The sequence below is a fragment of the Vibrio sp. B181a genome (assembly GCF_030248375.1).
GTDB lineage: Bacteria > Pseudomonadota > Gammaproteobacteria > Enterobacterales > Vibrionaceae > Vibrio > Vibrio campbellii.
Genome location: NZ_JAHGAD010000009.1, coordinates 107,391 through 126,412 on the forward strand (window position 1 = coordinate 107,391; position 19,022 = coordinate 126,412).

Genomic DNA, 19,022 nt, shown 5'->3' on the forward strand with positions numbered 1-19,022 from the left:
AATGATGTGCTCAAAATTTAGTCCAAGTATCATTTTAGTGAACAAAACTAATAAATTAGCGCAGCAAACATGCGCAACCAATGGACTGAACGATGAAACTGAATCTGATTACGACTACCTTATTGCTTGCATCGGCAAGTGCCATCGCCGAGCCAAACATCACCATATCTACCACGACCAACAGCCGTGACTTTCCTTTAAGTGCAGAGCAGCCCTTGGTTGTACCCTTAACCAAAGATGGCTACACGCTCAAAATCACTGGCGTTGAAGGCGATTGTGTCGCGCCTGATGGTCAGAAGGTGAAATTCAACAAACCGATCGCACTGAACTGTGGAAAGCCAACGGAACTGCCGTTAAAAATCCGCTTTACTGGCGATTACTCTTTTGCTTTTGATGCGGAAGCGAAAACACTGCGCTTCAAGCGAGAGCCTAAGAAAGCCGCGAAGACTGAATTCAAACGCCCAATCCCACAAGTGCAATGTGAGGTTTACCAAGGCGGAGAAGTCACCATTGCGCTGGGTGACAGTTTCCCTGATGGCACCAAGTTGCGTGATGCCTATTCTGGGCAAATGGTCGAAGTAAAAGATCAGCAAGTATCGCTGACACCAAGCAAAGACTCCGGCGGTTTGGTGCTACTAGAGCCAGTGAAGAAAACCAAAGAAGCAGTGCCGTTTGATTATCGTAATGCCAACATTTACTTCGTGATGGTCGACCGTTTCAACAATGCTGATGCCAGCAATGACAACAGCTATGGGCGCAAGAAAGACGGCAAAGAAGAGATCGGCACCTTCCACGGTGGTGACCTAAAAGGCGTGATCGAAAAACTGGATTACATCAAGAGTCTAGGTACCGATGCGATTTGGTTATCGCCTATCGTTGAGCAAGTACACGGCTTTGTGGGCGGTGGCGATAGCGGCTCATTCCCATTCTACGCTTATCACGGTTACTGGACGCGTGATTTCACCAAGATTGATGAGAACTTTGGTAACGAAGATGACCTTAAATTGCTGGTGGAAGAGGCACACAAACGTGGCCTTAAAGTCTTGATGGACGCAGTAATCAACCACACCGGTTACTCAACGTTAGCTGACTTGCAATTTGACGGTATTGAGGTGTTAAAACCAAACGCTGATTTACCGAAGAAGTGGGGCGACTGGCAACCAAAAGCGGGTGAAAATTGGCATAGCTACCACCAGAATATTGATTACCAGAGTCCAAACTGGGCGAAATGGTGGGGTGGTGACTGGGTAAGAACAGGTCTACCGGGATACCCAGCTCCGGGCAGCAGTGATATCACTATGTCATTGGCGGGTTTGCCTGACTTTATCACCGAATCAGACAAAGCCGTGAAGCCTGCGCTGTGGCTATTGGATAACCCTGGTACTCGCGTAGAGGCGCGTGACAATTACACCGTCTCGGACTACCTAATTGAGTGGCAAACTGATTGGGTGAAACGCTTTGGTATTGATGGTTACCGTGTCGATACGGTGAAGCACGTTGAAGGCGATGTGTGGAAACGCTTGAAAGAAGAGGCTTCAAGCAGTCTTGAGCAGTGGCGTAAAGAGAACGGAAAATCGGGTCAGCCATTCTGGATGATGGGCGAAGTATGGGGACATACCGCTTATCGTAGCCCATATTTTGACGATGGCTTTGATGCGTTGATTAACTTTGATATGCAGAAGAAGTTAGACAAAGGCGCGGCGTGTTTCAGCCAAATGGCAGACACCTACCAAAGTTATGCAAACACAATCGCTAACGAGAAAGACTTTAACCCAGTGAGTTACATGTCTTCTCACGATACTGAGTTGTTCTTCTCTCGCTTTAAAGATTACGGCATGCAGCGTAACGCCGCGAATGCACTGCTTTTAAGCCCTGGTGCTGTTCAGGTTTACTACGGTGACGAAGTGGGTCGTAACATTGGTCCATACGCGGATGATTTCCACCAAGGCACACGCTCTGACATGGTATGGAAACTGTCAGATGAGAAGCAAGCATTGCTAAAACATTGGCAAACCCTTGGTCAGTTCCGTAAAGCGCATCCGGCGATTGGTGCGGGCCAGCATCAAGTAATTGAACAAGAAGGCGCGTACGTGTTCTCTCGCTCGCTTGGCAATGACAAAGTTGTTGTGGCGTTTGTTGGTCGTGAGAAATAAACGACACTACGGCATCAGCCCCTTCTCACTTGAATGTGGGAAGGGGCTGCGTGAGTGCTAACAGGTTTTTCTTCCTAGATAGTCGTATTTAAAACTCAATATCAGAGGTTTTGAAAGTAATCAGTCCAACAAGATATTTGATGATGGATATGACACAAGCAATGCCAGCACAGCCGATTAAAGTCATCGCCAAATCACCAAACTCAGCGGCTCTGTGAAGGCCAAATCCGATGACCAGATAATAGAACAAGCCTAATAGTGCTCCTGCACTCCCTAAGTGATCGCGATAGTGAGTTAACGCGCCGCTTAAGAGGTTTGGAATCGCCAGTCCAAATGATAGGGAAACCAATACCACAGGAATGAAAAACCAAACTGACTCTTGCATGATGAATACACCAAATCCGCCAATCAAAAGTAGCCACGATGCAAACATCACAATCTTTTCGTGACTTAAATGCATGCGTATTAACTTCATATTGATGACAGAACCTAATACAGAACCCAGTGCGAGTATGAACCCTGTATTGCCGAAAAAATTAACGCTTGCGCCCAGTTTTTCAAACATAAATGGTGCGATGCTGTAATAAGAAAACAGCGCAATGTTAAACAACCCTACCATGAGTGTGATGTACCAGATGTGCGCATCGGTCAGCATCTTTATACCGACGGATAACAGGCTATCTTTTTTGGTGTGTGCTGGCTTTGTCTCCGGCAATTTGAACAACGACCAAACCAACAGTGCAATGATGAACACGACCATAGCGATGAAAACCCATTGGTATCCGCCGAATGATGTTAGCCAACTGCCAGCCAACATTCCGATCACAGGGCTAATGCCGATCGATGTTCCAACAATCGAAAAAACGTGGCTGAGCTCTTTACCATGATAGCCATCACGAATGATGGTTTGCGTGCAGACAGAACCAACCGCCGCTCCAAAAGCGCAGCAACCAAAACCGGTTAGCAGCAAATTAAATGTTGGTGCGAGCATGGTAAAAATGGCTGCAATAATGAAGACGATAAGCCCTAGTATCGTTGATACTCTTCGACCTATGACGTCACACATTCTTCCCCAAAAAACCACACCAAACGCAAAAGCGACAAAGAAAATGGACATCGCTTGTGCGGCTTCATTGCTACTGACGCCAAATGTACTTTTCACGGAAGTCAGTGCAGGACTGTACATTGTCTCGATGATCTGTGGAAACATTAAGAGCACAACAGCCAACGGAATGGACACTTTTTCTATTAATTTATTCATTGTTAAGTTCTCAAAAATACCTCTATTGCTGAGCGTCGTTTGAACATTTAGTTTGATGTTGAGTGAACGACATTCGATTACGTGTTTCACGTTTCTTGGTTTACGTGATGCAGCAAAGTATATCTATGCCATGCTTTGGGTTTATAATGAGAATCAAACATAAAATATCGAAATAAGGACAGGTTGATTTCAATGGCATTACTTTCGAAAGGTGATCATTTTTGTGCTGATGAACACAATGGATTGGTCATTGGCGTCGCTGTCGAAGTATCGGATCATGATTCAGGTATTCATTTCCATGCGAAAGACCAGTTACTTTCATCACAACATGGTTGCATGACGATAACGCTTGAGGACGTCAAGTATGTGTTGCCACCTATGAGAGCAGCATGGATTCCTAAAGGGGTATCACACAACGCTCAGTCAACGAATGTGGCGCAATACCGTTCTCTCTATTTTGACCCGTCGTTGACAGAGCGTTTGCCGCGGAAGATTCGAATTTTCGATGTGACGCCTCTGATGAGAATCTTGATCGAAAGGATGTCTTTCTGGCCATTTGATAAACCTGAAAGTGAACAGGTCAATACCCTGAATTTATTTATAGAAGAGCTTAACGATTCTGAAGATGTCTATTTACAATTGCCGTTACCCAAAGATTATCGATTACAGTCGTGGATCGCGAAAATCGATGATGAAGCGTTTACAGCGCCTTCTTTGGCTAAGTTAAGCCAATGGGTTGGGGCGAGTGAAAAGACGATAACGAGGATCTTTAATCGTGAGACGGGGATGCCGTACCAAAGTTGGCGTCAGCAATGGCGTCTGCTGGGGGCCATTGAGTTGTTATCCAGCGGCATGAGGCTATCGGATGTTGCGCATCGGTTGGAGTTTTCAAGTGACAGCGCGTTTATTTACTTTTTCCGCCAAAAGACGGGGACCACGCCAATGAGTTACTTAAACAATGAGCCAAGTTTTGGTGGGAGTCAGCTCAAATAGTCGTCCAATTGCTATTTAGCCTCGTGCTCTTTTGATAAAGAAAAGCCCTTCCTTGACGACTCAGGGAAGGGCTTTGATATTTTCGGTTCTCACTTAGCTACTTCAATAGCTTTATATTTCGATAGTTATTTCTTTAGCTCTTGGTCGATGACTTTCTCAAGCTCTTCGAAAGGTACATAACCCGGAATGACTTGGTCATTTATGATGATCGCTGGTGTACCACGTAGACCTAGGCGAGTGAAGTACTCGTAGTTTTTATCCAACAACGCTTTGGTCTCTTTGTCGTCGACAAGCTGCGCTGCTGTGCCGGTCTTCTTAGCGATTTTTTGTAGTGAACTTGCATCGTGTGGACCCGGCTTCTTCACCAACAAGTCGTGCACTTCTTTGTACTTGTCATGTTGGTTCTGCCAAACGTTCAATGCGTAACTTGCCGAGTTGTAACCGTTCTTCTCGTACTGTTCTTTGAACGATACCGTCATGTTCAGCACTTTTACCTGTGGGTATTCTTTCTCTACCTTCACTAACTCACCTTCAAGACGTTTACAGAAAGGACAGCTGTAATCGGTCACGTTGATGATCGTCAGTTCAGGGTTCTCTGCACCGAAGTAAGAGTGCTTGCCATCGTTAAGATAGGCGCGCGCTTCATCCAAAGTCGCGTTAAACGTCTTTTGATAAGCGACGTAGTCTTGCAGGTTTTGATGCAGTGAATCTAGGATCTGCGGGTTTTCTTTCAGCAGTTGAGTAATTTCTTGTAGCTTCTCTTCTGAAGTTTTTTCTGCTGCGTGTGAAAATATAGGTACCAGCGCGATAGCCACAGTTAATAGTGTGCGTGTGAATTTCATGATATTTCCTAAAACTCTTTTTCTTCGCGGTTTTTGTCGCGAAGTGATTAAAAATAAAACAATTGATTTGGGGATGAATAGCAATCGGGTTTTATTCTCTAAACACACATAGCTTAAGGTGCACCCGAACTTTTTCGGGTATCGGTTCGGTATGATGACGGAAAGCGTTACGTTCACCGCCACTGATGGAGAGCAAGACCAACGTGAACAGGAATAAAGGCACGATAAAGCTGTCGAGATGGTTTTGTGAAACCTGAATCAGCTTTTCAGACAGCTCACACTGTTTCGTTAGTCCTTTTTCGCTCTTTTGTTGCTGCGCAGTAGCATGCTCAGTCGTCACTTGATCGGCAATGAGAGGGCAAGATTGATAGAGGCCCGCATTTTTACTTAAACAGATCATGATAACCCAAGCCACAAGGGCAAGTGTCCATCGAGCGATGTTGGATTGTGATCGAAGCAAAAGGCAAACCCTAGATAATTCTCTTAGTTATGACCGAACCACCCTAAATTAAATTGCACAGAAAATTTGTTAGTTTTTGGTCAAGAAATCTCAAATAAGCAACAAACCATGAAGCACGTCGAGAATGTGGCTAATCACAAAATTGTTCCAAACTTTAGCTTGCTTTGTTAATGGATTGGATAAGCGGGTAATTAGATAAATCTACCTTATCTTGGTCATAAATATTTATTATCTTTTAAGTGTGATTAAAATCATAAAATAAAACTTCATAATTGACCGGCATGATTGTTCGGTAATTGGATTGATTTTGATCATCTCTCTAGCACACCTTTCAAGGGATCATCTATGTGTTCTGTTCCACATATATAGGTGAATTTATGACAAGCCCTGTTCATGCTGAACGCAAGGTGACGATCGGGTGTTACATTGCACTCGTGTTTGCGGTTGTGTTCTTTTCTGGTCTGATGCAATCCAACGAATGGTACGGTGTATTCGACTTTACAACGCTTAATGGTTCTTTCGGTAAAGTGGCTTACGGCGTAACGGAAGGTGCAGACGGCGCGGTACAAGCTGCGACCACATCTTTCCGCGGTACTGGCGGTAGCGGTGCTCGTGACGGTTTCATTTTCGCGCTTACTTTGATTCCAACTGTTATGTTCGCATTAGGTATGATCAACGTACTTGAACACTACGGTGCACTTGAAGCAGCTCGTAAGCTTCTTACTCCACTTCTACGTCCTCTCATGGGCATCCCTGGGAACTCAGGTTTGGCTCTGATTGCTTCTCTACAAAGTACCGATGCAGGTGCGGCAATGACGCGTCAGCTAAAAGATGAAGGTCACCTAACTAAGCGTGAAACGGACGTATTTACCATGTTCCAGTTCACCGCGGGTGCAACCATCGTGAACTTCTTCTCATCGGGTGCCGTGCTGTTCACATTGACGATGGCTGACGGCTCTCTAGCGGTAACGTCTTCTATTGGTTTAGCGGTTGTGGTGATGTTCGCATTTAAGATCATCGGCGCGAACCTGTTCCGTATCTACCTAAACATGACGGAAGGTAAAGAAGACAAACGAGACCAAAACAAATCAGAGAACCTAAAAGAGGAGACGGCATAATGGGTGACGTTAAAGCGAAAAAACCAATGGTGACGGATATCTTCGTCGAAGGTGCTAAGAAAGGCTGGGTAATTGCGACTACCTCTACGGTTCCTAACGTATTGATGGCGTTCGTTATCATCAAAGCACTGCAAATCACTGGCGCGCTGGATCTGATGGGTACTGTGTTCTCTCCAATTATGGCGGTGTTTGGTCTTCCGGGTGAAGCGGCAGCGGTATTGATCGGTGCGTGGATGTCGATGGGCGGTGCGGTGGGCGTAGTGATCACGCTGTTTGACCAAGGCATCCTGAACGGTACGCACATTGCGATTCTTGCGCCTGCTATCTACCTAATGGGTTCTCAAGTTCAGTACATGGGTCGTATCATGGGTCCAATTGGTACTGAAGGTCGTTATATCCCAGTTATGATTGCAATCTCAGTATTGAACGCGTTTGGCGCAATGCTGGTGATGAATCTGTTTGTCTAGGAGTGAGTCATGCAATTCTCTCTAAATGAATATCTAGAAGAGCTACGTCCGCTAATCAATGTGGATTGTGGCACTTACACCACTGATGGTATCGAGTTCATCGCTTCTCAATTTGAAGAGAAGTACCAAGCGATGTCAGGTTGGAGCGCAAAACGCATCGATTGTGGTAGAGCGGGCATCGGTCTCGAAGTTCGAAATAAGCCGGAAGCTGAGCAAATCGATGTGATGCTGATTGGTCATATGGATACCGTGTTCCCTGTGGGTACTGCTGCGCTTCGTCCAATGTCTCAAGACGCAGAGAAAGCCTACGGTCCGGGCGTCTCAGACATGAAATCTGGCTTGCTGAACATCGTATACGCGATGCGCAATCTAGACCAAGCGGTGTTGGATAAGCTGTCTATCGCTATCTGCATGAACCCAGATGAAGAGACGGGCTCTTTGGATTCTGTGGATTGGATTCAATCAGTAGCGAAAAACGCTAAGAATGTACTGGTTGCAGAAGCAGCACGTGCAGACGGTGGTTTAGTGAAAGCGCGCAAAGGCATGGCTCGCTACAAAATGACCTTTAATGGCGTTGCAGCTCACGCTGGTAACGAGCCAGAGAATGGCCGTAGCGCAATCACTGAGATGGCGAATTGGATTCTGGCTGTCAATGCAATGACCAACTTTGAATCTGGTACCACGTTGAACGTCGGTATTGTTTCTGGCGGTAACGGTGCGAACATCGTCCCTGAGCACGCTGAAGCGATCGTGGATGTGCGTTTCTGGAGCAATGAAGAATACGATGATGTCGATAGCAAGCTAAATGGCATGCTGGAAACACCATTCGTTGATGGCGTGAGCATCGATCTGGTTCGTGAAGCTTATAAGCCTTCTATGGTGCCAAGCGCGCAAACGGAAAGCCTGATGACATTAGTTGAAGAAGCCGCAAGTGAACTGGCGATCGACATCAACTGGAAAGAAGTGGGTGGTGGCTCTGATGCAAACAACACGGCCATTCTTGGTGTTCCAACTTTGGATGGTCTAGGGCCTATTGGTGCGGGTTTCCACAGTGACCAAGAGTACTTGTTGCTTGAGTCTATCGAACCACGTATCAAAATGCTGATGCGCGTCCTGGAGAAGATTGCTCAATAAGGTATTCTGCTTCTAAAGCTTGGTTCTCGAAGCTTTGGTGTCCAAAATTTTTGGTTTTCAGAACTTTTTGTTTCCAAGGCAATAATCCCCGGACTTCGGTTTGGGGATTTTTCTATCTAGCCATTTTGTTTCCTTCCTTCATTATCATTACGCGCTATTAATCCTACGTTCAGGTTCATGGTCTTAATATCTATGCCACAGTCATAAATTTAGGAGGCACGATGACCACAAGCATGTCTGTAAATTCGGCGTCCGATGACGTCTTAGACCAAACGATGCAAGCGCCAGATGAGAAAACCTTCTGGCGTAAAATGAAAAACTCCGTCAAGAAAGCAGGCGAAGAGATTGCTGTTATGGGCATTAAATCATGGCTTGCGATGGCAGATTCCAATACCTCTGTTCGCCACAAGGCTATCTTAGGTGGCGCGCTGGCTTACTTCGTCCTACCAACAGATATGGTGCCAGACGTACTAGCAGGCGTCGGCTTTACCGATGACATGGCGGTACTGACTCTGGCGGCGAACTCGGTCGGCAATGCCATCACTGACGAGCATGAAGAACAAGCGAGAGAAAAGCTGAGTTCGATGACGGAATAGGGCAGCTATGACCTATTCTTTAGATTGCAGATAAAACAAAAGCCCCGATGTTTCCATCGGGGCTTTCATTTAGACAGGATAGTTTAATCGTAGAACGATTTAGGCGTCAGCACGTTTCAGGTGCACTTCTTCTTCGGCTACGCCGGCCATTGGATCATTGAAGCGAGCTTCATCCAATGCACCTTCCGATTTAGCAACAATGATCGTCACTGCGCTGTCACCGGTGATGTTAACTGCGGTACGAATCATATCAAGTAGACGGTCAACACCCATGATAAGTGCAATGCCCTCTAGTGGCAGACCTACTTGGTTCAATACCATTGCCAACATTACTAGACCAACACCAGGAACGCCTGCGGTACCGATAGACGCCAATGTTGCCGTCATGATAACCATTAGGTAGTCACCCATAGTTAGGTCGATGTTGAATGCCTGTGCGATGAACGCTGTCGCCACACCTTGCATGATCGCCGTGCCGTCCATGTTCACGGTTGCACCTAGCGGTACTGTGAACGATGATACGCGGTTCTCAACACCCATGCGGTGCTTAGCCGTTTCCATTGTCACTGGAATGGTCGCGTTCGATGATGCTGTAGAGAAAGCAAACATGATTGCGTCTTCCATCTTACGTAGGAACGTAATTGGGTTTAGACCAGTGAAGCCTTTTAGCATCAAGCTGTAAGTCACCAGACCGTGCAGCAATAGCGTACCTGCCAGTACAACAAAGTATTCAGCAAGGTTGAAGATTGCGCTTAGACCAAGACCTGTAAACAGCTTCGCCATTAGGAAGAACACACCGTAAGGCGCTAGGTTCATCAGAATCGCAACCAATTTCATGATCACTTCATTCAGATCAGAGAAGAAAGCGGCGATACGCTCACCAGGCTTACCAGCTGCACTGATTGCGATACCGAATAGTACGGCGAACACGATCACTTGCAGAGTTTTACCTTCTGCCATTGCGCTGATTGGGTTAGTCGGGAACATATCAATGATCACTTGACCCAAAGATGGCGCTTCTGCTGATTTGAATGAACTTGCTGCGGTTAGGTCTGCACCAGCGCCCGGCTGGAATAGCGTACCCATGGTTAGAGCAAGTGTGATTGCGATAGCAGTCGTTGCTACGTAGAAAGCAAGGGTTTTACCACCCATGCGACCTAATGTTGATAGGTCTTTTAGAGAGCTTGTACCACAAACTAGTGAAACGAACACCAGTGGTACTACAAGCATTTTTAAGCTGGCAACGAAGATCTGTCCACCAACTTCGAATAATCCATTAACAATGTATGCGTCGACAAATCCGTTGTCGGCGAAAAGTGTGCGAATTGCAAATCCTGTCAAGATACCCGCTACCATACCCAAAATTACGCGGCTGGTGAGCGACATCGGTTTCTTGGTATTCATGAGAACACTCCTTATAGTTATGCACCTTGAGTTCACTTCAAGGCGGCGAGCAGATTAGCAGTGGAGTGTGAAAATACGAAAGAATAATCGTCTAAATGGTTAATAGATGTGAAGCTAATCACTTTAAAAAATAGAATTTTAACCAAATGATAACTATATGGATGGATAAAAAGTTTGCCATTTAACAAATTTATCGAATTTACAACCGATAGAAAAGATTTCTTACATTCTCAAATGGTCGGAAACTGCATGCATAAAAGAGTGGTTTTAAGTGCCTAGTGCATAACTAGGCAGTACCTATTCATTTTATATAATGAGTCTTTATTTGAGTGGTGGGCGTGTCTTGTTGTCGACAGAACGAGCGAAATCTGAAATCTGTTGGTAATCTTCAGGTGTCCAAATTGATTTTGAGGTCAATGATTTAGGTAACTCAGAGAAGGCCTTTTCCTTGTCGTTTGCTCTAAACTCAACGCTCATCCATTGGTCGATCGGCTGCTGGTTTGCAAAGGTTGCAGATAGTGAAAGTTCATGGCTCGCAGTAGGGTAGTTGGGTGTTAAATTCAATGCCATATGGTAATCTCGGAATCGAACCACCCACTTATCCGGTAGGCGTCTTGAGCTGTCCCACCAATTTCCATCAAGCTCCTGAATTTTCTCTTTAGTAATCGCTTTGGACTGGGCTTTGAGATCCTTAAGTGCTTGTTTAAAAGCGCTGTCCATTGCTTTCGAAAAGCCTTTTTGATCGAGTTCAGGGTTGTCCAGCAGGACTTGCTTGGCTAACTTTGCTCCAAGCATGTTGGAGTACAGATCTTCAGATGAAAAGGCGGACGCCAGTTCTTTAAAGCCACTCACCGATACCATACCGAACCATTGCGCAATCTCATGCCATTGAGCAAGACGAAACGCGGTTAGCGCTGCAGCCTGAGCACTGCGATCGAGCTTTTCCTCTTCGCTGAGCTTTTCCTTTTGTTCATACCAACGAATACGACGAACACGAAGTTCTTCAGGCAAGTCAAGATGCGCTGCGCGGCCGAGGTAATGTTGGTTGAGAGTAAACAAATAATAGGTGTAATCGGCAGTATCGCGAACGTGAGCCGTATCAATAAAGCCGCCTAGTTCGGTAAAGATAATGCCGTTAGCTTCTTCATTTAGGCCCAGCAAGCTGCCAGAGACTGACTCGCTGCCATCATTATAGTGGTGAGTACCCACTTCGTTGCTGGATAAGACATTCTCGAGAGAGAAGAAAGGAACTGGCACACTTCCTAATTGCGCTTTGAGGTCTACACCGAAGGCACAGCATGGCCTGACGCCAACCGGTGCTTTCAATTCTTGTGCATGGACAAACCCACTACAAAGGCTTAGTAGTAATAGTGCTGCTTTCTTCAAACCCTACTCCTAGAATGCTTCATTAATTTGGAAATAAAAACCGGTGCTGTCTTTGCCTACGCCTAAATCAACGCGCACGTTAATACGTGCCTTAAAGGCAAATCGATAACCAACCCCGACAGTTGGTAGCCAACTGCTTGCGAATAAGTCGTGATAAGTAGGTGCGATATTGCCTGCACCCAACCAACCCACAACACCATGACGACCAGCAATGGTGTGGCGGATTTCTATTTGTGTGGAGAGCTGATGTTTATCGCGATATTGACCTTGGTAGTAACCACGCATGCGCTGGTCATCACCCAGCTGGGCGTAATCAAACCAAGGGGCGTCACCGAAAATCGATTGTGAATATACCTCCATTGCAACAATCGTCGTGTCAGACCATTGTTGGTAAAGGCGATAGTTGGCAACTAGGTTATCGTAATCTTCATCGCTACCGAGTGAATCGCGGTTGGCAATCCATTCAATATCGAGAAACTGCCCACGCATGGGGTTTGGCTCGAAATCACGCGTATCATATTCCATCCCAACTAAGACACCACTGCTGGTGGCGTCGGCAACTTCTGAAGGAAGAATATCGCCATCCACGCCGTCAACTTTGCTGAATGACTGCCATTGCCAGCCCAGCTTGGCGTATGTATTTGGGGCGACTTCTACGGCGATTTTGGGGCTCAGTTGTAAACGTTGACCTTCATACTGAACTTTATTGTCGTCGTTCTCAGCTGCTTGGTTGCCAATACCCCAATAGTAACCGGGAGTGTGGCTTATCCAGGCTTCACCTAAGAGACGAACTTTATCACCTTGTAAATAGGAGCGGTTATTTACCCCCAAACCATAGGAGCCTGAAGTTGAACCGTAAGAAGTGACGGTGACGGTGGAATAAGGATCGCCTTTCTGCCAATCGTAAGGAGTGTATAGGCCCACTGCGGCAATGCCGATACCAAAGCCTTGTTCTGGATTGACGAAAGGACCGGGTAATATACCCCAGTCGATCAGCTTCGATTCATCCACGGTTTCACTTGATCCCAGTTTGGTTAGGATGTCATCCACCAGGCTACTGTCGTCTTGCTGCATCGCAAAACTGCGAGGTGCCAAAAGCAGGGTCGCGACCATCAAGGTATAAGAGGCTTTCATCTTATCTTTGCCTTAGAAACGGCGGTCTAAAGAGAAGAAGATGCTTTCGCGATCACCAAAGCCCGCTTCGCCCAAAAGATACCAATCTTCATTGATTTGATATTGCATACCCGCGATGGTGTTCCACTCAGACTCCAAGTGCTGTTTCACATCAAAGCGGCCTGACAGGTTAATGCCGGCTTGCTTTAAAGTGCCAGACAGTTCCTGCTCAACGTTTTGGTACATGGCGCCAACCCAGAAACGCAAAGGGATGCCGTTTTTATGGAAGTCATAACCGACGCGTGGAGAGACCACAATGGCATCAATCGCACCATCAATGACATTCAAATTCGTTTGAGTGTAACTTGCATCAACAAGAGCGAAGAATTGATCGTAGCCTCCCGCTAATACGAAGCCACCACCATAGGTGTAACCATCGAGATCGAGACGAAAAGGGAATTCGCCCAACTGCTTGCCAAGCAGGCTGACTTTGACATTGGTTTCTGAATAGCCATCTAGCGTGCCCACTAAGCCATACACATTTAAGAATGGGAACAACCAAACGTCACCACGAAGTGTCATGACATCGCTGGCTTGTTTCCCCCCGCTGGCTTCCATTTTTAATAGTTTTTCTAAGCCATGTAATCCACTCAGAGAAATGGAGTCGACGTTGATGCCTTGTTCCATACTCATGTAGCTCAGGTTGACGCCAAAGGGCTTTGGTAAGTCATAACCGAGTGCTTCTGCTTTATCTTTCCAGATTGGCAGAGAAATCGAATCAGCGTTTGCCGTACCAGTAAGGAGGCAGGAAACGGCAACGAGCAAGGAGCGTAATTTCATAAGTTACTTCATTAAACGTGACGATCACAACAACACCAGGGGCCTTGTAATAAGGGCATCGACTCTGGAGTTTGTGTCACGGAAAAATCACAGCTTTATCTGACAGACAAAGCGCCACAGCGTGAGTTAAGAGTGATTCTATTTTGATATTTTTCTTAGGATCTTAACTTCGGCGAGCGCATCTTACTCCTAAAATTAAAAAAGTAAACTTCAAAGTATACTTTTGATTATTGTGCGCTATACTCTGCGTCCACTTACATGAGGTTGGTGAATCTAGAGCGATGAAACTGTCAGAAAAAAAACGCTTAGCGCTGATTGAAGCGGCTCAACAGGAGTTTATTGAGCATGGCTTTAGCGGCGCCAATATGGACAGGGTGTGTGAAAGAGCAGGGACATCAAAGCGCACCTTGTATCGCCATTTTGAAAGCAAAGACGTGTTGTTTATCGAGTCTATTCAAACTGTGCTCGAAACTCAGCGTGCGCGTTTACAGCTTAAGTACACATCAGACATTGATGTCGAAACTCAGCTTAGAACTTATTTGCACGCCAAATTAGATTCGATGTATGAAGACTTTGGCCTACCACTGGCTAAAATGGTGATCAGTGAGTTTATGCGTACACCAGAATTGGCAGAGAACTATTTGCATCAACTTCAACGCCAAGACGAATTGCTGGAGAATTGGTTTACAGAGGCTATTGCAGATAACAAGGTTAAAGCGCTTGACCCAGTAATGATGAGCAGCATGCTGATGTGCTTGTTAAAAGGAAACTGCTTGTGGCCTCAGTTGGTTGCCAATCAAGCGGTGCCAAGCGTCGAGCAGCGTAAGAACATCGTCGAAGATATCCTTACGCTGTTTCTAGATGGCTACCGTTACTAGCTTGTCATCACTCTCATCTAATTAATAGACAAGTGGCATAAGGTAGAAAGCTGGGTGTGATTCCATATCCAGCGGTTTTGTGCGTGGTTGTGGATCCCTCCGCTCCAGTAATCCTGAATGAAAGCGCCTTTCCCAATCAAACAAGCTTTGCCTCGCGAGCTTATACTGACTTCTTGCTCCCACCAATTCTTATCCAATGAATCAACAGTGATCAGTGGATTGTCTGCTTGTGCCAGTGGCAACATCAAAGCATAAAACATCACGTCACCGAGAGTAGGAAGTGGTTCTCGTTGTTGGCTCTTCTGAAACCATTCTTTCACGGAAATTGGTGCGCTTTGCTCGTTCAATATCTGCAAAGCCAAATGTTGGGTGAAGCTCAACCCTGACTCTGAGTGTGGCAGTTCTTGAAGGTGTCGAGTGATGACTGCCTTGATGTTCGGTAAACAATCCAGTTTATGATGCTCTAGCAAGTTAACGAGTGGCTGGGGTGTTGGAGAGAGTAAGGCATTCCAGCAGAGTTTAGCTTGGCTGAATAACTTGGCCGTCACAGGCTTTCGATACTGCCAACACGATCGAATCACCTCTGCAGGAAGTTGCCCAAAGCCAATAAACCGCTCGGTTCCCGGAAACTGGTTGAACTCGATGATCTCAATGACTTTACCTTCGGTGTTATCTAGCAGAGATAGCCCTCGAAGTAGCATGAACTGATCGTAGGCATCATGTTCAATCCAAAACACGATGCGCTCATACTGCTCATCAAGCAGGGTATTGATGTTGCTCTGCTCTAATTGGGCGATGTCTTGCACCGAGTCTTTTCGTCCCATCACGGGTAATAACGTATCAACGACATATTGTGCACGGATTGCGATAAAAGCCTTTTCATCGTTTGGAATGGGGCCGATGCACAACGGATCAATCATAGGTAAGAAGTCACCTTTAAACCCACATGTCTTTAATTGTTGCTGAATGTCGTGCCCACAACGGACATGCAGTGTTCTTAATTCTATATCCAGCGGGTTTTCTTGATTGTTGATGGCGAGTTTGTGACTTTCTAGCTCTTCAACATGTGCTTTTAACTTGCTCCAACTGGGTAAGCCAAGCTCTCTAGCTAGGGCGTGTTGAACATCTGCAAGTTGGATAGACTCTGGCGTAAGGTTTTCTGGTTGGGAATGAAACAGTCTAACCTGCTCAAGTGCGTTGGCATCATTTTGGCGGATCGTTTTTAGACGCTTTTTCGCGACAGTCTTTTGCTGGTTAAGATTAATAGAGAAGCTATTGTGAGATTGCATTTTTCACCTTTCTTATCTCTTCCACACTCGCCTTATTAGAAGTTTAAAAGAAGGTAAAAACAGATTGTTCCTGCTAACGAAAGCAGGGAAGTTGAGTTGCCATGAACCGAGTTCTTTCCGCGAGTGTTGGGTGCTTTAGGCTTGAGCTCATTGATAGTAGGCGCTTATGTCTTAGCATGCAATAAGTTGCCAGAGAATCGTGTCACAAAATAATGACTTAACTCGTACGCTTTTATTCGATAAGCAGGGCTTTTTAACTTCTACTTTTCAATTTGATGCTGTTTATCAGATGTTTTCTTGTGAGACCTGGCGGGGCTTTACATTTCTGGGCAAATGAAGCAGTAACAAAAAGCCCCGCGATCATGGCGGGGCTTTGTCATTTGTTGTTAGGTGTTACTCACTTTTATAGCTGTAGTTGTAGTAACCGTAGCCATATCCGTAAGAGTTAGATGCTTTCTTCTCAACCGCGTTCAGAATCACACCTTTTACCTCTACGCCCGATTGTTCAAATCGGCCTTGGGCAACTTCAATCTCTTTCAATGTCGTTTGGTCAAAGCGAGCGACCATCAATGTTGTGCCCGCAAGCGCACCAACAATGCTAGGGTCGGTCACCGCTAGTACAGGTGGAGTATCGATGATAACTAAATCGTACTCATTAGACATCGCGTCGATGAAGTTTTTGAAGCGTGGGTGCATCAACAGCTCAGAAGGGTTTGGTGGCACTTGGCCACGAGTAACCACATCTAGGTTTTCGATAGAGGTCGATTTGATGATTTGTTGTGACTCTACTTTACCGCTTAGGTGATCTGATAGACCGTCATCCCAACAAAGACCGAAACATTGCTGTAGATAGCCTTTACGCATATCCGCATCGATAAGCAGTACTTTCTGACCCGTTTTTGCTGCCACTGCCGCAAAGTTGGTAGAAACGAAAGTTTTACCGATAGATGGCGCCGGACCTGAAATCATCAGGATATTATTCTTCGCTTCCATCATCGCAAAATGCAGGCTTGTACGCAGGCTTCTAAGCGCTTCAATAGATAGGTCGGCAGGGTTTGCTTCTGCAAGTAGCACGAGTTCCTTATTGCCCTTACCTTTGTTGCGTTTTAGTTTGCTTGCGAATTCAAGTTGCTGAATAGACTTAGGTACACTCGCGTATACTGGCATGCCCAATTGTTCGATTTGATCAGGTGTTTCTACTCCACGATGGAAAGCTGCACGGATAAGCACAAATGCAACACCAACCATGCCACCAAGTAGCGTCGCTAATACAACAATCAACGCTTTCTTAGGTTTAATAGGTTTAGAGAATGACTGCGCACTGTCTAAGATACGTACATTACCAACCGTTCCTGCTTTGATAATGTTCAGCTCTTGAACTTTGTTTAGAAGCTGGATGTAAATTTGTTGGTTTACTTCAACGTCACGTGTCATACGCAGTACTTCACGTTGTGTCTTAGGCAGTTTTTGAACTTGTTTGTTTAGGCGCTCTTTCTCTTTTAGAAGTGTTTGACGCTTATCAAGTAGTGACTTGTACGCAGGGTGATCTTGAGTAAAGCGTTGGCTGATTTCACTTTCTTTGAAAGTCAGTTCATTCAATTGTGCTTCAAGTTCAACCATAACCTTAAGCGTTGACTGGGCTTCTAGGCCAAGGTCAATAGATTCGTTCTCTTGACGGAAACGGTTCAAGATATCTTCAGAAGCAGTGAGTTTGACCTTGATGTCAGGCAGATGACCCTTGAGAAATTCTAGGCTTTGCTCTGCTTCAGCAGAGTTACGTTGAACGTTCTGCAAGAAGTAATTTTGGCTAATGTCATTCAAAATTGCTTGGATACGAGCGCGATCTTCACCAGAGAAGCTTAAAGAAATAATGCCAGTTTGCTTTCCTCGTTCACTGATGGACAGGTTTTGTTGAAGCTGGTTAATTGCATCTAGCTTACTGATTTTGCTTACCGTAAAGGTTGCGCCATCTTGGGCAAACATTTCATTTGCCATGAATTGGTAACCGTCTTTGTCGATCAACTCGCCGACTTTACCTTCCAAAACCACGCGGCCATCATCTTGAAGCAGTTTGAACGTTTTTTGTTCTGAGTCGATCACTTCTAGCGTGTGTGGGATGCCAAGTGCATATGATGGGATGTTGAAGCGAGATACAGAAAGGCTGTTTTGTTCTCCTTGCAGACGAGCAAGGCCTTTACCAATCAATGGCATGTAGTTTGGTGTAACGACGGTGGTTAGGTTGAATTTATCAACGGTATCACCAAGGATCATGCGTGACTTGATGATTTCAATTTCAGTCGTTGCGGATGATTCGGCTGAGAACAATTCGCCCATATCACCAACCATGGCCGAAATACCACCTGAGCTTTTCTTCTCAATTTGGATAAGCGCGTCAGCTTTATAAATGGGGGTTGAGAGAATGGCAACAGCGATGCCTATTACTGAGAATAGGAAAACGGTACATAAAATAAGCCATTTGGCATCCAGGATGATTCCAAACAACTTTCCCAAATCGATTTCATCGTCGACTTGACGTGATTGCTTAATAGTTTGTGTTGTCATTACATTAACTTCTTAAATACCTGCCATAGGCGTTTGAAAATGAGCCTTGCGGCTTATAGTTTTTTTGTCCAAGCGTGCGCAGCTTCTTCTATCAGTGCGTAAGCATGGTCGAATGCTTCTCTGCTCTGACGGTGTGGATCTGGAATGTTCTTTCCACCAATCCATTGACCGAACAACATAGTTTTGCCACGAGCTTCTGGAGCGATCTTAGTTAAGGCTTCTTGGTGGCCTTTCTCCATCACTAAAATCAAATCATATTTAGCGCATAATTCGGGTGTCAGTTGCTGAGCACTGTGTCCCTCTAAGCTGATATCGTGTTCTAGTGCTACGGTACTTGCCATGTCGTCAGCGGGTTTACCTGTAAGGTGGCTCTTTTCGACAGCAATACCTGCAGATGCAACTTTTTTGTTTGGTAACAGTGACTGTAAAAGTCGTTCGCCAGTTGGGGAGCGACATATATTGCCGACACAAACCACTAAAATGTTAGAAAACAAAGTCTTTTCCTTTTTAAGTGAACGGGTCTACA

The 19,022-nt window shown here is 45.5% G+C and carries 17 protein-coding genes; 7 read left to right on the forward strand and 10 right to left on the reverse strand.

Features of this window, described 5'->3' with window-relative positions:
- Positions 1-92 precede the first annotated feature (92 nt).
- Entirely contained in the window at positions 93-2,153 is a 2,061-nt protein-coding gene (locus KIO97_RS04305; RefSeq protein ID WP_285381159.1) for an alpha-amylase, read from the forward strand.
- An 88-nt stretch (positions 2,154-2,241) separates the two neighbouring features.
- Here the strand turns inward: KIO97_RS04305 and KIO97_RS04310 are convergent, their stop codons facing one another.
- Complete coding sequence (locus tag KIO97_RS04310; protein WP_039977979.1) at positions 2,242-3,414, reverse strand: MFS transporter; 1,173 nt, start codon at positions 3,412-3,414, stop codon at positions 2,242-2,244.
- A gap of 192 nt (positions 3,415-3,606) precedes the next feature.
- Here KIO97_RS04310 and KIO97_RS04315 point away from each other — a divergent pair, with 192 nt between their 5' ends.
- Entirely contained in the window at positions 3,607-4,407 is an 801-nt protein-coding gene (locus KIO97_RS04315; protein WP_038881326.1) for a helix-turn-helix domain-containing protein, read from the forward strand.
- Positions 4,408-4,532: 125 nt separating this feature from the next.
- Here the strand turns inward: KIO97_RS04315 and KIO97_RS04320 are convergent, their stop codons facing one another.
- Together KIO97_RS04320 and KIO97_RS04325 are read right to left on the reverse strand one after the other, a co-directional pair.
- Positions 4,533-5,249 (reverse strand): DsbA family protein, encoded by a 717-nt coding sequence (locus KIO97_RS04320; RefSeq protein WP_285381161.1) that lies wholly within the window; start codon positions 5,247-5,249, stop codon positions 4,533-4,535.
- Positions 5,250-5,340: 91 nt separating this feature from the next.
- On the reverse strand, positions 5,341-5,664 hold the full coding sequence (locus KIO97_RS04325) for a hypothetical protein (RefSeq protein WP_122020301.1): 324 nt from the start codon (positions 5,662-5,664) through the stop codon (positions 5,341-5,343).
- A 422-nt stretch (positions 5,665-6,086) separates the two neighbouring features.
- Here KIO97_RS04325 and KIO97_RS04330 point away from each other — a divergent pair, with 422 nt between their 5' ends.
- The 4 genes from KIO97_RS04330 to KIO97_RS04345 all read left to right on the forward strand — a co-directional run bounded on the left by KIO97_RS04330 (position 6,087) and on the right by KIO97_RS04345 (position 9,024).
- Positions 6,087-6,827 carry a nucleoside recognition domain-containing protein gene (locus KIO97_RS04330; RefSeq protein ID WP_285381163.1) on the forward strand — a complete coding sequence of 247 codons (741 nt, stop codon included), beginning with the start codon at positions 6,087-6,089 and terminating at the stop codon, positions 6,825-6,827.
- Complete coding sequence (locus tag KIO97_RS04335) at positions 6,827-7,294, forward strand: YjiG family protein (RefSeq protein WP_005374849.1); 468 nt, start codon at positions 6,827-6,829, stop codon at positions 7,292-7,294. The genes KIO97_RS04330 and KIO97_RS04335 overlap by 1 nt, the downstream gene beginning before the upstream one ends.
- Before the next feature lie 9 nt (positions 7,295-7,303).
- Complete coding sequence (locus KIO97_RS04340; RefSeq protein ID WP_285381165.1) at positions 7,304-8,428, forward strand: M20 family metallopeptidase; 1,125 nt, start codon at positions 7,304-7,306, stop codon at positions 8,426-8,428.
- A gap of 221 nt (positions 8,429-8,649) precedes the next feature.
- Positions 8,650-9,024, forward strand: a complete 375-nt coding sequence (locus tag KIO97_RS04345) for a YkvA family protein (protein ID WP_285381167.1) — start codon at positions 8,650-8,652, stop codon at positions 9,022-9,024.
- Positions 9,025-9,123: 99 nt separating this feature from the next.
- Here the strand turns inward: KIO97_RS04345 and KIO97_RS04350 are convergent, their stop codons facing one another.
- The 4 genes from KIO97_RS04350 to KIO97_RS04365 form a co-directional block, all read right to left on the reverse strand.
- Positions 9,124-10,428 carry a dicarboxylate/amino acid:cation symporter gene (locus KIO97_RS04350; protein ID WP_005429278.1) on the reverse strand — a complete coding sequence of 435 codons (1,305 nt, stop codon included), beginning with the start codon at positions 10,426-10,428 and terminating at the stop codon, positions 9,124-9,126.
- Positions 10,429-10,749: 321 nt separating this feature from the next.
- A complete protein-coding gene (locus tag KIO97_RS04355; RefSeq protein WP_285381169.1) occupies positions 10,750-11,814 on the reverse strand; it encodes a DUF4056 domain-containing protein in 1,065 nt (354 codons plus the stop codon).
- Between the two features lie 9 nt (positions 11,815-11,823).
- Positions 11,824-12,948, reverse strand: coding sequence for a BamA/TamA family outer membrane protein (locus KIO97_RS04360; protein WP_285381171.1), 1,125 nt, complete (start codon positions 12,946-12,948; stop codon positions 11,824-11,826).
- Between the two features lie 12 nt (positions 12,949-12,960).
- Positions 12,961-13,767 (reverse strand): TonB-dependent receptor, encoded by an 807-nt coding sequence (locus KIO97_RS04365; RefSeq protein WP_285381173.1) that lies wholly within the window; start codon positions 13,765-13,767, stop codon positions 12,961-12,963.
- A gap of 281 nt (positions 13,768-14,048) precedes the next feature.
- Between KIO97_RS04365 and KIO97_RS04370 the strand changes: the two genes are divergently transcribed.
- The gene (locus tag KIO97_RS04370; protein WP_285381175.1) at positions 14,049-14,645 is read left to right on the forward strand and encodes a TetR/AcrR family transcriptional regulator; all 597 of its coding nucleotides are present in this window, start codon (positions 14,049-14,051) and stop codon (positions 14,643-14,645) included.
- Between the two features lie 17 nt (positions 14,646-14,662).
- Here KIO97_RS04370 and KIO97_RS04375 read toward each other — a convergent pair whose 3' ends face one another.
- The 3 genes from KIO97_RS04375 to KIO97_RS04385 all read right to left on the reverse strand — a co-directional run bounded on the left by KIO97_RS04375 (position 14,663) and on the right by KIO97_RS04385 (position 18,990).
- Positions 14,663-15,934 (reverse strand): DUF1835 domain-containing protein, encoded by a 1,272-nt coding sequence (locus KIO97_RS04375; RefSeq protein WP_285381177.1) that lies wholly within the window; start codon positions 15,932-15,934, stop codon positions 14,663-14,665.
- A 393-nt stretch (positions 15,935-16,327) separates the two neighbouring features.
- Positions 16,328-18,496, reverse strand: coding sequence for a polysaccharide biosynthesis tyrosine autokinase (locus tag KIO97_RS04380; RefSeq protein ID WP_050906020.1), 2,169 nt, complete (start codon positions 18,494-18,496; stop codon positions 16,328-16,330).
- Between the two features lie 53 nt (positions 18,497-18,549).
- Positions 18,550-18,990: a protein-tyrosine-phosphatase gene (locus KIO97_RS04385; protein WP_005429295.1), complete on the reverse strand. Its 441-nt coding sequence runs from the start codon at positions 18,988-18,990 to the stop codon at positions 18,550-18,552.
- Positions 18,991-19,022 lie beyond the last annotated feature (32 nt).